The following is a 16961-nucleotide window of genomic DNA, read 5'->3' as shown; positions in this document are numbered from 1 at the left end:
TTATGGGTTAATTCGAGATCGAACATAAAAATCCTGTAGATTTTTGTAAAATTATACACAAAAACAAGTTCTTTAGACCCTCATCACTGATATATTATTTCAACCATTTTCTAATATATAGGAATAAATACCTATATCAACTCAAGTCTTTTCATATTAAAAAGAACCTGAAGCTTCGCCTCAGGTCCTGCTATTGTGTATATACCGCTCTTATCCCCAGTAACGCCTCGACATGCAGTGCTCCTGGATCAGCTTATAGCTGCTAAGCTCAACCACTTCTATGCTTTTGATCGTCTCAGGGGAATGAATCATTTGTCCGTTACCTGCATAGATCCCGACATGATGAACGGCTCCCTTGCCTTCCTCAAAGGCAAAGAAGAGTAAATCCCCTGGTTCAAGCTCCTCTTTTTCAATCGCAGTCCCATAGTTAACCTGATCCGAGGCGTCTCGCGGAATCGATATTCCTGCATAGCGGTGCATTGAATGAGCAAATCCAGAGCAATCATAGCCAAAGGCCGAAACACCGCCCCATAAATAAGGCAAATCTACAAACTGCATGGCCCTATCCAAAATCATTTGCCCAATGTGACCTTCTGTCGGCAAAGGAGCCATGGATCCGTTGATCAAACGCACATCTTCCGCCTTCAAATAACCGATCCCATCCGCTCCTGGTATGTGCACCATCACCCACGAATCGGCGAGTTCTATTACAGGAAGAGAGGACAGAAAACTTAATTCTATGAGTGGCTCCGATGGAGTCAGGTATAACCAAGCCTTATTAGCAATGACTTCGGCTCTTCTCTGGCTCGCTAGCTCAGACGTTTCGGTAGCCAGCTGACAGCGCGGAATCCATCCGGGATAGCCTACAGCGTCTCTTCGGGTTCCTTGCTGCGGGATCGCTACTTTAACCCAGTCCCCCTGCTCCTCCACGACAAGCACGGAAGTGCCGTATACCGCTTGCGTTTGAACCCGGCTCCCTCTGTACAAATCCAGACGGTCTTCTAACGTCATGCCCTCCAGCCAAGGTCTTATTGCTGCCGGGTTTTGCAGAGCAGGCTCATCTATTGATCTTGGTGATTGTGGATTCGACCATACCGTGGCCACAGAGACTGCGACGATCATTTTCTCCATACTCATGATCCCACCCCAACACTTCCCGTATAGGCTACATCTCGGATGCCAAGGCCCGCTTCTTTAGGAAACGTCATCCTTCTGCCGTCATATTGGACTCCGCCGTCCACAATATCGTTCAACATCATAAGAGGCGAATCGAAATCGAATCGGGTAATATTTTTCTTGCTTGCCGCCAAATGGGCCGCAGCCGTGACCGCTACACGCGATTCAATCATGCTGCCAACCATGCATTCGACACCGAATTCCTCGGCAATTTGGTTAATGAGCTGCGCTTTGTATATCCCACCGGATTTCATCAGCTTAATATTGATCATATCGGCGGCACGGCGCTTCAACACTTCAAAAGCTTGAGTGGGAGAAAATACACTCTCGTCTGCCATAATCGGCGTTTCCACAGCATCTGTAACGGCTTTGAGCCCTTCGATATCATGTGCCTTGACCGGCTGCTCCACCAGCTCAATATCGAGCCCCATATCTTCCATGCGGCGAATCGAACGGACGGCATCCTTCACCTGCCAGCCCTGATTGGCGTCAATACGAATACGAATCTCACTGCCCACGCAGCTGCGGATTTCTTTAATCCGTTCAATATCCTGCTGAATATCGTCCTTGCCTACTTTAATTTTCAGCACATTGAATCCGTCTTTCACATACCGGATCGCGTCCTCACCCATCTCCTTGGGCGAATTGACACTAACGGTGAAATCCGTCTCCAACTCATCTTTATAACCACCAAGAAACTGATACAGCGGCAGACCGCAGTATTGTGCTACCAAATCATACACTGCCATATCCACAGCCGCTTTGGCACTGCTGCTGCCGACCATCGAATGATGAATGGTTTGCAAAATTTGCTCGTACGCGAGCAGACTGCGCCCTATCAAGAGCGGTGTGAAAGTATGAGTGATAGCTGAATGGATACTATCCAAGCTATCTCCTGTAATCACAATAGTCGCAGGTGCCTCTCCCCAGCCGGTTCTTCCGTCATCAGTCTGAATCCGCACGAGAACCGACTCTGCGTTATATACTGTGCGCAAGGCGGTCTTGAACGGCTTTATAAGCGGTGTCGACTGCCTCATCACTTCAATGTTTTTTATGTTCATATTCGCTGCCTCCTTATGTCTCAACACCGGGTTCTGTACACTCAAGCACCCTATCCTGTGTACTCATTCTAGCTTCTATGCCATGAGGTACGGTAATATTCGGGGAACAATGGCCGATTTTAAAGCCAGCCATCGTTGGTTTGCCCGCCGATACAATGTGGTCCTCGATAACCTGCTCCAACGTAAGCGATAGCTTGCGTTTGTTTGGAACACAGTTATTAAAATCGCAGATCAAAACACCTGCCGCATCGGCGAATTTGCCCGCCAATCTTAGTTGGTTCAACATCCGATCTACACGGTACGGTTCTTCATCAATGTCCTCAATGAACAGCAGGCGTCCCTTCGTATCCAGTTCATACGGCGTCCCTAGCGTGCTCGTAATAAGCGACAGATTTCCGCCGACCAGCGGCCCCCGGGCTTCTCCTTCCACAAGCACCTTCAGTGGGTTAATTTCTTCGGTATAACGGAGTACGGACGGGAAAAGCAGAGTCTCATAATTTTGCACGGTAAGCGGATCGTTGTCTTTTTCCAAATCAATCATCATTGGACCATGAAACGTAACCAGTCCAGCCCGTTTGAGGATCGCTGCATGTAAAAAAGTAATGTCGCTGTAACCCCAAAATATTTTCGGGTTCGCCCGGATTAAATCATAATCCAGCAGGTCGGCTATTCTACCTGTTCCATATCCTCCGCGCGCGCAAATGATCGCCTTGATCTCCGGATCGGCGAACATCCCATTCAACTCCCGAGCCCGCTCTTCGTCGGTTCCGGCAAGGTAGCCATGCTGCTTCGACAAGGTATCTCCCAGTCTTACTCGAAGTCCGAGCTGCTCCAAGCAGGCCGTCGCCGTCTGAATTTGCTCCCTGTCTCCCCAGCTTGCCGGGGCCGTAATGCCTACCCTATCACCAGGACATAAGCGGTATGGCTTTATTAGCTCACTCATTGTGCTGCCCTCCTGCTTGAGCATTGGGAGAAGCGCCTTGAATGGGCGCTATCTCCTCATGAATTAGGCGGTTATTTTAAATCCGCCCATTTAAAGTCGATAAATCCGAAGGCGTGTCTTACGACTCCTTCCACCTTGTCGCTTTGCAAATAGGCATTGTTATAGAAATAAAGCGGTAAAATCGGAGCTTCGTCCATCAAAATTTTCTCTGCGTCATGCATCATTTTGTACCGTTTAGCCTCATCCGGTTCATTATATGCGTCCTTGATCAATTTATCATAAGAAGCGTTAACCCAGCCGGTCCGGCTAAATGCATTGGTCGATTGAAAGCCGTCCAAGAAGTTGATCGGGTCAGCAAAATCAGGCAGGAACGAGGAACGGGAAAATTGCAGCTGAAGCTTCTTCTGCTCATCCGTTAACACTTTGCTCTCTTTGTTGGCCAGCTTAATATCAACGCCCAGGTTATCTTTGAACATCGCCTGCAGCGCTTGAGCAATTCTTTGGCTAACGTCGTTGGTGTTATAAGTAAGCGTTACTTCAGGCAGTGTCTTGTACCCCGCCTCCTGCATTCCTTTTTCCAGCAGCTTCTTCGCTTCAGCGGCATCGAACTTGATCAGGCTGCCGCCGACTTTGCGGAAATCTCCTCCGGCAGGGTCCTTAAGTCCCGGTGAAACATAGCCGTCAGCAGGCTTCTGTTTTTGCTTCAAGACAAGATCCACCAGCTTCTGTCTGTCTACAGCCGCGACGAAAGCTTTACGGATGTTCACGTTGTTAAACGGCGCCATTTTCGTATTGAAGCGGTAAAACGCCTGCCCTGCACCGTCTTCAACCTTAACCTTGTTCTCGGAAAACAATTTGTCGCTTAAATCCGCAGGAATCGCTCCTGTCGTGTTGGAGACAAGAATCTCACCCGTTGTGAAGAGCTGGTAGGCCGTGTTGGAATCATTAATCATTTTGTAGGTTACACCGTCCAGCTTGACGTTAGCTGCATCCCAATATTGATCGTTTTTAACCAGCTTCAGCTCGCTGTCGTGCTTCCATTCCGATATTTTGAACGGTCCGTTACTTACGATAGTTGCCGCTTCGCCGGCCCATTTCGGGCTTTTATCGACGGCGCCCTTGTTCACAGGGAAGAATGCCGGACTCGCAACCATCCCAAGCAGCCATGAAGCAGGCTGGGCAAGGTTTACCTCCAGCGTTTTATCGTCAACGGCTTTAATCTTAACGCCGTCTACAGGCCCTTTGCCGGAGTTATAAGCCTCCGCCCCCTCTATTGGATAGGCCAGGAAAGCAGCGTCAGAGGCAGTCTTAGGATCGAGCAGACGCTTCCACGCATATTCAAAGTCAGACGCTTTGACTGGATCTCCGTTGCTCCATTTGACGCCGTCTCTAAGGGTGAACGTATACTTCTTGCCATCTGGACTAATCTTCCATTCCTTCGCCATAGCCGGCTCCGGCGACTGATTCTTGCCAAGACGCGTCAATCCTTCAAACGCATTGTTGACAATGTCGTAGGACGCTTGGTCAAAGCCAATCGGGGGATCAAGGGATGTAGGTTCCTTCAGATTGTTGTAAGTAAGAATTTTGGCCTTTGTTTCTTTACCGCTTTCGGTTTTGACCCCGGAACCTTCGTCTTTGGTGCAGCCGGCGAGGGCCGTGCCGAATAATAAAGCGCAACTGACGAGCAATGCAGATACTTTTTTCATAAGCACTTCTCCTCTTCTACTGAATGGATTATTTATTCTAAAAGCCGGCATAGCCGGACTTATAGAGCCGTTTGGATGCTTTCCGCCGAATTAAACAGCTTATGAGCCCGAGGATCCTGCAACCAGCAGACTACCGTGTGGCCGCTTGAGACGTTCGTCTGCTCAGGCTGGTGCAGCTCACAAACTTCCATCGCGTAAGGACATCGCGCGGTGAACGCACAGCCTCGCGGTGGAGCGAACAAGTCCGGAGGCGTACCCGGAATCGGCGTGAGCGGCAGCGTACGATCCGTATCCAGACGCGGCATGGAAGCCAGCAGCCCTTTGGTATACGGGTGCTGCGGATGATAAAACAGCTCTTGTACCGGCCCGCTTTCTACGATTTGTCCGGCATACATCACGGCTACCCGATCGGCTATTTTGGCAACGACGCCCAAGTCATGGGTGATAATAATGATGGAAACACCGGTTTTCTTCTGAAGCATTTGAAACAGCTCGATAATTTGCGCCTGAATCGTTACATCGAGCGCTGTCGTCGGCTCATCCGCAATAAGGATCGACGGATTGCATACTGCAGCGATAGCTATCATCATCCGCTGTCTCATACCGCCGCTAAATTCATGCAAATACTGCTTCATCCTCATTTCCGGGTTCGAGATGCCGACAAGTCCTAGCATCCCCACTGCCAGCTTGCGCGCTTCCGAACGGGAGATTTTCTGATGGCGGATAACCCCCTCCATGATCTGCTCCCCTATAGTAATCGTAGGGTTCAGAGCGGTCATGGCATCTTGAAAAATCATCGCGATTTCGGAGCCTCTAAGCTCGCGCAGCTGCTTCTCCGTAAGCTGAGTCAGCTCCTTGCCCGCGAATCGAATGCTGCCCTGTGTAATCCTCGAGGTTCTCTCAGGAAGCAGCCGCATCACACTGCGGGCTGTAACGCTCTTACCGCATCCGGACTCGCCTACAATAGCAAGAGTCTCGCCTTGGCCGAGCTTAAAGCTGACGCCGCGGACCGCTTTGACCTCACCTCCGTGCGTTGTGAAGGATACGTGCAAATGTTCCACTTCCAATCGCACCTTCGAACTGTCTTTTGCGGGCATTTGCCTTACCTCCTCTGCTTCGGATTCATTGCGTCCTGCAGGCCATCGCCTACCAGGTTAAAGGCGAGCATCGTTATAGAAATAAAGAATGCCGGATAAAACAACCGCCACCAATGGCCGGACAAAATCGTCGGCAGCGCATCATTCGCCATAACGCCCCAGCTCGCTAGCGGTGGCTGAATGCCTAGTCCAAGGAAGCTCAGAAAGGCTTCTGCGAAGATAGCTGACGGTACAGAGAACGTAACCTGCACGATAATGACGCCAATTGCGTTGGGCAGCAAGTGCTTCCGGATAATATAACTGGCGCTTCCTCCAAGCGTCCTGGCTGCCAGCACGTACTCTGAGGTTTTCAACGTAAGCACCTGCCCGCGTACGATTCGCGCCATACCGGTCCAGCCGGTAGCGCTCAAGGCAACAATGATCGTTAGCAGACCCGGCCCCATCACGACCATGAGCAGAATAACGATCAGCAAGTAAGGTACTCCATACAACAGATCGACGAAACGCATCATGATATTATCGACTCGACCGCCCAAGTACCCGGCAATGCCGCCGTACACCATCCCGATGATGAGATCAATCAGAGCAGCCATCAGGCCGATAAATAGGGAGATTCGAGCACCATACAAAATTCTGGCGTACACATCCCGCCCAAGCTCATCCGTTCCGAACCAGTGATCCGCCGTTGGCTTCTGGTTGGCATCCAGCAGAGACTGCTTCGAATAATTGTGATCCGTCAGCAGCGGCCCGAATATAGCTAATATGGCTACCATTACAATGATAATGAGTCCGAGCATTGCCAGCTTATTGCGGAGCAATCGAAGCCAGGCCTCCTGCCAGAATGACAGTCGGGGTCTCACGATGGCTTCTGCTGCCCCTAACCTTTGTGTCTTAGGGACAAATAATGAATCGGGTACACTCATCGTTATCCCTCCTTCCTGTGCAGCTTGATGCGGGGATCGATCAATCCGTAAGCGATATCCACCAGGAACATCATGAAGACAAGCAGGGCGCTGTAAAATACAGTCGTACCCATAATCAGCGAATAGTCGCGGTTATTAATGCCGTCGACGAAGTATTTGCCCATTCCCGGTATGGCGAATATTTTCTCAATAACGAAGCTTCCTGTCAGCACGTTCGCAACCAAAGCACCAAGCAGCGTAACAACCGGCAGGATTGCATTGCGCAATGCGTGTTTAATAACAATCGTTGCAGGCGAGAGTCCCTTCGCTCTTGCTGTTTCGATATAATCCGCTGTTAGCACCTCCAGCATGTTGGCTCGCGTCAGCCTGGCGATTATCGCTAGCGGACCTGTGGAGAGAGCAAGAGCAGGAAGGATGACATGCTTCCAGCTCCCCCATGTGGCTACCGGAAGCAGCTTCCATTCTACCGCCACGTATTTGATCAGCATCGTAGCTACGATAAAGTTAGGTACTGCAATGCCGATGACCGCGAAGATCATCGCCATGTAATCGATCATCCGGTTGTGCCGCAGCGCGGCTACCGTTCCCAGTGCCACTCCGCATACAATGGCGAAGAGAATGGATACGAGGCCAAGCTGGAGAGATACCGGGAATCCTCTATCGATCATCGAATTGACCGTGTCAGGAAAATGTCCTATGGAGGGCCCCAGATCCAATGTCAAAAGCGATTTTAAGTACATCAGGTACTGAACAGATACGGGCTTGTCTAAATTGTAAAATTCCATCAAATTTTGCACAGCCGTCGGGTTCGAATTTCTCCCTTCCTTTTCAAAAGGCGAACCCGGAACAACATGCATTAGAAAAAAAGTAACCGTAATAATGAGCCATAGTGTGACAATCATGGATATAAATCGGCGAACCATATATTGCGCCATGCTATCACCCGCTTTTTAACAGAATGTAGTTTTCATAGCTAGCTCAGTCATCACAATCATAGCCTGATAGGCCTCCAGCATGTTTTTCGCTTGAAAAGTAACAACAGGACTATTCGAATCTATCGTCGTACCTGGCATCAAATGAGCCCACTCAGCTTGACCGTAGTTCGCAAATTCGATAGATAGCACAGGCTGGTCTGGCGGCTGAAGCGGCTTTACCCTGTCCCGGTTCGCCAACGCTTCTTTTGTCTTCTCCCTCAGCAGTTGTCCGCTCTTCTCCGGTGTCAGACAGACGGCCGCTGTCCGCGAAATCCGTTTCTTCACGACCGCAGTCGTAACCCCTGGGATAAGCTCCTCTGCTTCTACAGCTGTCTCGTCATCCCCAGCCACTAGCAGTACCGGGACACCGTAATAGCCGGCAACGAATGCATTTAATCCCATCTCTCCGACTTCCATTCCATTGAGGAACATATTGCGCACACCGAAGATCATCGTATGGCTCAGCACCCCTGGCCTGCCTGCTCTGGAATGGTAGCCAAGGAACGCGGCACCTGTGAAGGAGGAATCCAAGCCCTGCACCATGGAAAAAGGCTTCACATCGCCCATGATCAGCTGCGCTTCAGGATGCAATTTCTCGATGAGCAGATTGTTCATTTTGGAATGGCTATCGTTGACAATGACCTCTTGGCACCCTTCGTCGAAAGCAGCTCCAATCACATGATTGGCTTCTTCCGTCATCCTATGCTGCCCGCGGGTGTAGTTATACTGTCTGGAATCTACAAAAGTAGCATCTACCAGCCCGGTTATGCCTTCCATATCGATGGAAATGTACAGTTTCATCCGATTGCCCTCCAATAATTGAGTATGAAAAAAACCCAGCAAACAGCATCAGGAGCAAATGCCTGATATCCGTTTGCTGGGTTTTATTTACGGGTATGTTGCCATACGGATAAATAAAGCAGCCTACACTGTACCGGAAGGCAGATATCCTGACACTTCCCGGCCGTTAAGTGCTAATTTATATTTTTTTTGCGCGTCTTTATAGGCTACGATCAACGCTTTCTGAGAGGAGCCATGATAGCGCCGTCGTATCTCTTCTGCAACTTGATCAAAATGCAGCATGTGATGACCGATAAAGATGGTCCGTACAAACTCTGAGGTTAACGGAATGGTTGAAGAGCATCCGGCATCGATAATTTTATGATTCGTCGTATCGACGACCAGCCCGATAAAAAAAGCGTTGAACTGCTGCGTAATCGGATTGTTCACCGACACCTGGGCATCGCCGATAATATAGATCGTATCTTTGTCGTACGGCATTAAGACCATCTCCTTATTAGCCTTCCGTCCAATTTCCGTACGGGATGTAAGGAAGGGGCGCTTCCTACGACCGCCGGAGGCCGAAACACTAATGATGTAATATAGTCTAACATCACATTAACACGTTTGTAAATATCTAACCTTTGGTAAAGACCCTACCGCCTTATAAGTCCTTCAAGAAGGTCTCATACAGCAGCCCCGCCAGCTCTTCCTCTGGTCGGAAATAGGCTCCATCGCCCTTATCACCGCGATGCACGCCGTTCATAATCATGATGAACCCCCAACGTTCCTGCTCATGGAAGTACATATCGCTAAGCAGCCCGTAAGCGTCACCTGCATGCCCGACAAGCCATTGTCCCGGTATCAGCTCGTTAGTTCTATGGAACTGGAGCCCGCTATGTTTGAAAAAACCATCATGCCGATGCCCTGTCCAATGTGCCGTATGCATGAGCTTCGCCGTCTCTGGATGCAAAATCCTCACATCTCGAAAGCAGCCCTCATTCACATGAGCCAATAAAAACGAGGTGAGATCATCTACCGTCGTGCGAAGTCCCCCCTGCGGACTGAACAGTGCCCCGTTCGTTCCCGGCACATAGCTGCTGTAATCCGTCGGAGCTGGTAGTTGACCGCCGAAATCATCAGTCCCCACAAGATAGCTATCAGCTTCGTTGTCATATTCATAGAGGACGGCTATGTCGTCCATCTTCTGCGCAAAATCGCCAATGTAAAAACTCGTGTCGTTCATCTGCAAGGGCTCGAATAAATGTTTGCGGCAGTAAAGATCGAATCGTTCATTCGATAGCCTCTCGACCGCAGCAGCCAATATGACAGCTCCCAGATTGGAATATTCGAAGCCATCCATATCCCCAGGCTTTCCTATTCCCCACAGATGATCCGTATAATAGGCTCCGCCTTCCAGCACAAGATCCGCGAGTGTTAGCGTTGGAGGATTCTCGTTATGCGAATCCGTGACAAACCGGGCATATTCATCCTGCAAACCGGAGGTATGGGTCATCAGATGACGAAACGTTATCGCTTGCTCTGGATGGTTCGGATTTCGCAGCGGAATACCAAGGATGTCTCCGACATCCTGATCAATACCGCATAAGCCACGCTCCACAAGCTGCATGAAAGCCGACGCCACAACCGTCTTCGAGATGGAGGCGATGCGGAATATCGTGCGACTCGTCACCGGAATCCTACGCTGCAGATTCGCCCATCCATAGCCTCCGCTCCACAGCATTCGTCCTTCACGAACAACCGAAGCCGCTAAGCCTGCAATATGGTGTGTTTCCATCAGCTGCCGAATTGCTGCATCCCATTCTCTCAAAGACAGCCCACCTTCGCCTGCTTTTTGATCGGAATCACCCAACGGTGTAAACCCTTTCAATAACTCTACATCCATAATAACGAATAATGTACCATCGGTAAATATTTTATGAAAAATAAGCTTCAATCCATGATCTGGAGTTCAATGTTGCTCCCTTTCTTTTCAAGTAAGTGTACTCAATAGAAACAAGCCCTTATCCTCTGATAAGAGCCTGCTCCCTTGCATAATATTGAATAAAGCTTTATTTCGAGCCGTAAGTCCGTTTGTAAGCCGTGTTATACATGGTAATGATTTCATCTAAGCCGAGTTTTTTCGCCTGATCGATGAACTGCTTGATCGTATCGTCATTGATCGGCGTCTTCCCGACCACGAACTCGACCATCTTCTGATCCATAAATTTGTTCAGGTTGCTCAGCTTTGATTTTTCAAGCTCCTGCTCCTCTTTGGTCTTCACGTAGGATCTCGGAGCAGGCACAATCATTGGCTCATACGCCGCGTTGATCTTCTTTGTTTTCTCATCCAAAGCGCTCTCCCAGGCTACCCGTGCAATGGCGAAGTCCGAACCGATCCCCGGGTACCATACTCCATAATCACGACGAAGCGTATTATACGGAGCCGTGCCGAACTCTTCCATGAATCTCGGCTTGCCATCAACCATTTTATACGTCTTTCCTTCGATACCAAGCGAAAGCAGCTTCTTGCCTTCATCACTGACCAAATAGTCCAGCAGTTGAACCGCAGCTTGCTTATCCTTCACTTTAGCCGATACGGCTACCCCATTGCCGTTGACGACTGCACGGGCAAACTGATAGTTCTTGACCCCTGGGGCCGCAAACTGCATGAAGCCGTCCAGATCGAACTGCGCATTGCCGCTTGCGGTACGCGCCTTATTGATCAACGCATCCATGTCCGCCTTATAGTAGTAGGTCACAAACGATTTGTTGGAAATCATACGTTCGTCAAACTGCGCTCGGGTCAACAAGGAATACTCAGGGTCCAGCAGCTTTTCGGCATACAATTTGTTCATATAATTCAGAGCATCCTTGAAGCCCTTGTTGTACCCTGCAAATACAAACTGCTCTGTAGAAGGGTCCATATTAATAAGGCCTTGAATACCTGTAAATGATCTAAGAAAAATGGTGTACAAGCCCATCTTATCCGTTGCCGGAGGTGACAGAGTCAGTGGGTACGAATCCGGATTACGTTGTTTGAATTCCTTCAGCAGCTGATAAAATTCCTCCAGCGAAGTGGGTGCCTTCAGTCCGTATTTATCCATTAAATCCTTTCTTACGTACCAGGCCAGGTCAAAGCCTTTGCCTCCCACATAGGAGTCCAGATTCGGCACGGTATAGATGCCGCCGTCCGCTGCCGTTGCTTGCGCCAACGCCTCTGGGTTGCTATCGAAATATTTTTTAATATTCGGAGCCTTGTCCAAGTAATCTTTCAAATTCAAAAACACGCCCTCAGGCCCTTGCTCCCGCCCATCCCGATTCGTTACGTGCATAAAGTCGGTTACGGAGTTCGTAGCAATCAAGATTTTTTTCTTTTCTTCCATTGATGTACTAGGAACCGCTTGAAACTCGATCTTGGCCCCGGTTCTTTTCTCAAGCTCCTTGAATATTTCCCAATCTTGACGTACAGGTCCTTCCACCCGATCCTCCGCAAGCCATGTATACGTTACCGGCTTTTTCTGTCCGGATGCGCTTACCCCCTGATCTCCCGCCTTGTCACCGCCGCTGCTGCATGCCGTCACAACTCCTGTCAGCATAACCGGCACAAGTGCTGCTGCCGCTGTTCTTGGTTTCAGCTTCATATTTCGACCTCCATCGTCTCTTTTATTATTATAGAAACAGATGCTCATGTCATCTGCGACTATCCTGACTGATCTAGCCCTTCACACCGCCAACCATGCTTCCTTGCGCAAAATATTTTTGGATAAAAGGATACACGCACAAAATAGGCAAGGTAGCAACGACAATGAGCGCGTATTTGACTGTCTCCATAGTTAACAGGTCACCCTCTCCCTGAGCCGGGTTCAAGCCTGCGATCAAATAGTTCCTAATCATAATCTGCAGCGGATACATCGTGTTGTCGTTCAAATAAATGAGCGCCTCGAAGAAGGCATTCCATTGATTGACGGCCGTGAACAAACCTATCGTCGCAAGCACCGGCATGGAGAGCGCCATCACTACTCGCACCAGCACTTGGAAGGAGCTGCAGCCATCCATCGTAGCCGCATCCTCAATCTCTTCTGGAAGCGCTTCAAAAAAGGTGCGCATAATGAACAAATGCCAAGTATTGATAAGCGTCGGCAGTACAATCGCCCATATCGTGTTTAACAGCTCCAGCTGTTTGACAACGATGAAGGTTGGAATAAGACCTCCGTTGAACAGCATCGTAAAAGCGGCCAGTAACAGGATCGTTTGGCGGCCGGGAAGCCATTTCTTGGCCAGCGGATACGCCATTGCCGAGGTAGCGATCAAAGTGAATACTGTATGAACGACTGTATACCGGACCGTATTCCAATAGCTGACCCACAATTGCTTGTCGGCAAATATACGTTCATAGGCAGCTAAGGTCGGCGCTTGAGGCCACAGAATCACCTTGCCGCTCGCAACCATTGCATTATCGCTGATGGAAGCGGAGAACACGTACACCATGGGGTAAACCATAATAAGGATAAGCAGAATCATCAGGCACACGTTAAGCGCATCAAAAACTGCTGATGCCACACTTGATTTCGAACGCATACTTTTCCTCCTTTCTACCATAAGCTCGTCTCGGAATATTTGCGGGCAATACGGTTAGCCGTAACGACCAGCACCAGCCCTATTGCAGACTGGAACAGCCCGACTGCAGAAGCAAAGCTGAAATCTGCATCGAGAATCCCTCTTCGGTACACGAAGGTGTTGATGACGTCGGAGGTTTCGTAGTTTAACGGGTTATACAGCAGTATGATTTTCTGAAATCCGATTTCCATAAAATGTCCAAGATTTAGCACGAACAAAATAATCATGACCGGAACCATACCAACGAACGTAATATGGCGCATCTGCTGCAGCCGGTTCGCACCGTCCATCTTGGCCGCTTCGTACAAGGCAGGATCTATTCCTGCGATGGCCGCCAAGTAGAGGATGGTGCCCCATCCGATTTTTTGCCAAACTTCGGAGCCGATATAGATCGTCCGGAACCATTCGGGAAGCCCGAGAAACATGATCGGCTCATGGCCGAACCATTTGAGAATAAAGTTCATAATGCCGGTCGTAGGGGACAAGAAGATGACAAGAATACCGGCAATGACAACAGTGGATAAAAAATGCGGCATATAGCTGACCGTTTGCACGAACCGTTTGAACCACTTGTTTCTTAGCTCATGAAATAAAATCGCCAGTATGACAGGAGCCGGAAAATGAAATACAAGATCGTACACATTAAGCAGCACCGTATTGCGGATCAGCTTCCAAGAATCCGGCGTATTGACGAAAAATTCAACGAAATGTTTCAGCCCGACGAACTTGCTGCCCCATATGCCGCGCCCCATGGAATAGTCTTGAAACGCGATAATGACCCCATACATGGGAACATATTTGAAAATAATGTAATACAAAATGCCCGGTACCATTAAAAGATACAGTGCCTTATGCTTCCGTGCGGTCTGCCAGCTGGCTTTCCATTTGCTTTGTACCTCCATGCCATCACACTCCTGAAATTATCCGAGTGATCTCTAACGATCGGCCGTCATCCTTATGACAGCTTCATGCTTGAGAACGCCTACACTCAGAGTACGAATTCGGCAAGGGGGATGTAAATGGAGCATTTTTTCGCGATGTGCTTTTTTTGCTATACCTCTGCAAGAGGACTTTTTACGGGAAGTCGACCGTCTCACAAAAAGAAAAAGCCGGCATTAGCCGACCTAAACTTTTTCTGAACCGATCCCATTCTGATCCATCAACCGCAAAAAACGCACATCGCACAAAAAAAGCCTATCGCCAGGTTCTAGATATTTTACCGGCTGCTCCGGTATTTGCCCGGTGTGACGCCTTCATATTTACGGAAAATACGGATAAAAGCATTGCTCCCCAAATAACCGACCCGCTCGGCAATTTCCTCGATCTTCAATTCCGTTTCGCACAACAGCTGCTTCGCGACGGACAAGCGGTGCTTGGTAATGAATTCCACATATTTTTCCCCGACAACCTCTTTAAACGTCCGGCTGAAATGGCTGACCGACATATTCATCCTCTCAGCGAATGCTTCGATGGACAGCTCTTCGTCGTAGTGCTCCTTGATGTAGTACACAATTTCCGCGAATTGATCGCTCCGATTCTTTTCCGACGGAGACTGGAATAACAAGGAATGAATATGCTCGATGCACTGCTTCAGCTCTTCCCAGGTTTGGCAGCGATTCAACGATTCGAACAATCCGGAGTATAGCGAAATGCTGAAGTCGTTGCGTTCCGATTCAACCACACGAATCCAGGTGTTGAGGACATCCGAGCATAAACTTTTCATTTGGTTTGCGTTAGCCTGCTTGCGTCTTCCCATATCCAACAAATCAAGAGCGGATTGGAGCAGCCGTCCGTAGTCTTGAGCTTTATGCAGGTTGGCAATCCGGTTCACTTCCTCCGCCGACAAGAAGCTGTCGAATTGCCCTTGCTCCTCCCATGGCTTATCATCGCTTATGATTTCAACCTCAGAGCTCAGCTTCTTATGCTTCAGCATAGCCAGGCTATATTGATAGGAAAGATGGAGCTCACCCAAGCTTGATGCCGTTTTCCCTACTCCGATCGTAGCCTTAAAATAAGCGGTATACTGCTCCAAAATCGACTGAATGCTCAAGGCAATGGACTTTAAATTCAATGCAGACTCGTCGCCATGATGTACAATACAGGCCAAAACATCCGCTCTAGCGTGACTGAGCCATACGTCAGCGGGCAGCCCGTTTCGAATTTTCTCCTTCAGCTCCACAAGCATGAAAGATTTAGAGGTCTCTGACCAATGCTCAAGCACGTTATCATAATAGTGGTACTCGATAACAAACACTGTACGCGCACCTTCCGGCTTGCAATCAAAGGCAATTTCCTTGGCATAGTATTCGATAGACAAGTTGTCCCGATATTCGCCCTGCAAAATCCTTGTGATGAAATCCTCCTGCACCATAGGCAGCATGCCTTTAACCAGCTGAGATAGCTCCTTGTGCTCTGTAATAAGCAGCTTGGAAAAGCGTTCGATGACGTCAAAATCATTGTCTCCTCCGCGATGATCGACCTTGCCCGGAAAAAGATGCCCTTGATGGGACTGCAGTCGCGTCCGAATTTCCAAAATCGGCGTATACAAACGGCGGCTCAAATAGTAAGACACAAAGGCCCCAACCAAGAGAAAAAAGGCTAGAAACCCTACACTTAGCATTCTCAGCATTCTTGCCGGTTTCATCAAGGCATCCATATCGACCCAGCTCACGTAGTACCAATCGGAATCGAACTGGGAGCGGACAAAAGAAACCGCTTCCTTATCGTCATAGGCGGTAAACAAGCCTTCGGACTGATTGCGCATGGCCTTCAGCACGGAATTCATGTTGACCCCGGAGCTGTCCGATTGGCTGATCAGCCTGCCTTTGGAGTCAGCTATCGCCGTACGCGTTATCCAGCTTTCCTGGGTTTGAATCAGGCTCTGAAGCCTTTCTGTCTTATAATAAACAGCCAAATAAACGTCCGGCTTATCCGAATTAAAAGGATAGCTCATCACGATCGCAGTATGTGAATCCTGTATGGGCTTATCCCCGGATAAATAACTCAGCCGCACGGGGTACGGCTCGGTAAAATGCATCATTCGCTTGCCGGAAAATGTGCTAAACAGCTTGGAGGCTTCCGATGCCTCCGGTATGTATTGATTTTGAAAATAATACGCTTTGTTCGTATATATATTGTTATCGATCACCAGATCGTTATTGGCAAAATAAAGCAGGGCCCCGGATACCAGCGGCTCCGTTATGATGGAGTTGATCTGCCCCATTAGCGTATAAATGGCTTCCGTTTGCTCCATGGTTGCAGGACGGCTGCCTACTCCCGCAAGCATATTTCTTAAATTGGAGGCGCTCAGAACGTTAATCATGTTATGCTGAAGCGTTTGAAATTCCTTGTCCGTTTGCCGGGCGTGGTTGCTCATCACGATATTGCTGGATTGCTCCGCTTCCTTCTCAATAAGACTGGCTACAAACAGATTCGTAAAAATGCTCGCCAGCAATGCCGGAATCAAGATCAACATAAAAAACTTAGCAAAAAACTGCCAGAACATTTTGCTGCGGAACGAGCTCAAGCCGAAAACTATGGGCATCCGTTGATCCATCCTTTCTGTTCAACTCCACTGAAGCCCTATCAACTAAAGCGATGCTCAAAAGCCAAACGGCACTCCCTGCCTGGATTGTTGCAGAGAGTGCCTCATTATTTGTTCAAGTGTGGTTCCATAGGTCA

At 49.0% G+C, this 16961-nt stretch carries 14 protein-coding genes; all 14 read right to left on the bottom strand.

Going from position 1 to position 16961, the window contains the following annotated elements:
- Positions 1–210: 210 nt before the first annotated feature.
- Complete coding sequence (locus tag BP97_RS0120860) at positions 211–1137, bottom strand: C40 family peptidase (protein WP_231506354.1); 927 nt, start codon at positions 1135–1137, stop codon at positions 211–213.
- Positions 1134–2237, bottom strand: a complete 1104-nt coding sequence (locus BP97_RS0120855; protein ID WP_028550843.1) for a dipeptide epimerase — start codon at positions 2235–2237, stop codon at positions 1134–1136. Before BP97_RS0120855 ends, BP97_RS0120860 begins: the two co-directional genes overlap by 4 nt.
- 13 nt (positions 2238–2250) lie before the next feature.
- A complete protein-coding gene (locus tag BP97_RS0120850) occupies positions 2251–3180 on the bottom strand; it encodes a S66 peptidase family protein (protein WP_028550842.1) in 930 nt (309 codons plus the stop codon).
- 71 nt (positions 3181–3251) lie between these two features.
- Positions 3252–4886 (bottom strand): peptide ABC transporter substrate-binding protein, encoded by a 1635-nt coding sequence (locus BP97_RS0120845; protein ID WP_028550841.1) that lies wholly within the window; start codon positions 4884–4886, stop codon positions 3252–3254.
- A 59-nt stretch (positions 4887–4945) separates the two neighbouring features.
- Positions 4946–5983 (bottom strand): ABC transporter ATP-binding protein, encoded by a 1038-nt coding sequence (locus tag BP97_RS0120840; RefSeq protein WP_028550840.1) that lies wholly within the window; start codon positions 5981–5983, stop codon positions 4946–4948.
- A 5-nt stretch (positions 5984–5988) separates the two neighbouring features.
- Positions 5989–6906, bottom strand: a complete 918-nt coding sequence (locus BP97_RS0120835) for an ABC transporter permease (protein ID WP_028550839.1) — start codon at positions 6904–6906, stop codon at positions 5989–5991.
- Between the two features lie 2 nt (positions 6907–6908).
- A complete protein-coding gene (locus tag BP97_RS0120830) occupies positions 6909–7841 on the bottom strand; it encodes an ABC transporter permease (protein ID WP_028550838.1) in 933 nt (310 codons plus the stop codon).
- Between the two features lie 15 nt (positions 7842–7856).
- A complete protein-coding gene (locus tag BP97_RS0120825; RefSeq protein WP_028550837.1) occupies positions 7857–8681 on the bottom strand; it encodes a M55 family metallopeptidase in 825 nt (274 codons plus the stop codon).
- A gap of 123 nt (positions 8682–8804) precedes the next feature.
- On the bottom strand, positions 8805–9161 hold the full coding sequence (locus tag BP97_RS0120820; protein ID WP_028550836.1) for a DUF3870 domain-containing protein: 357 nt from the start codon (positions 9159–9161) through the stop codon (positions 8805–8807).
- A 163-nt stretch (positions 9162–9324) separates the two neighbouring features.
- A complete protein-coding gene (locus BP97_RS0120815; protein ID WP_197035510.1) occupies positions 9325–10551 on the bottom strand; it encodes a serine hydrolase domain-containing protein in 1227 nt (408 codons plus the stop codon).
- A gap of 181 nt (positions 10552–10732) precedes the next feature.
- On the bottom strand, positions 10733–12304 hold the full coding sequence (locus BP97_RS0120810; protein WP_028550834.1) for an extracellular solute-binding protein: 1572 nt from the start codon (positions 12302–12304) through the stop codon (positions 10733–10735).
- A gap of 73 nt (positions 12305–12377) precedes the next feature.
- Entirely contained in the window at positions 12378–13241 is an 864-nt protein-coding gene (locus BP97_RS0120805) for a carbohydrate ABC transporter permease (RefSeq protein WP_028550833.1), read from the bottom strand.
- A 14-nt stretch (positions 13242–13255) separates the two neighbouring features.
- Positions 13256–14182 (bottom strand): ABC transporter permease, encoded by a 927-nt coding sequence (locus BP97_RS0120800; protein ID WP_028550832.1) that lies wholly within the window; start codon positions 14180–14182, stop codon positions 13256–13258.
- A gap of 314 nt (positions 14183–14496) precedes the next feature.
- Complete coding sequence (locus tag BP97_RS0120795; protein WP_028550831.1) at positions 14497–16824, bottom strand: helix-turn-helix domain-containing protein; 2328 nt, start codon at positions 16822–16824, stop codon at positions 14497–14499.
- Between the last annotated feature and the right edge of the window lie 137 nt (positions 16825–16961).

Origin of the sequence: Paenibacillus sp. UNC451MF, from assembly GCF_000686845.1 — a bacterium.
Lineage (GTDB): Bacteria > Bacillota > Bacilli > Paenibacillales > NBRC-103111 > Paenibacillus_S.
The sequence above is the reverse complement of the archived record's forward strand: the minus strand, read 5'-3'. Positions and strand labels throughout refer to the sequence as shown.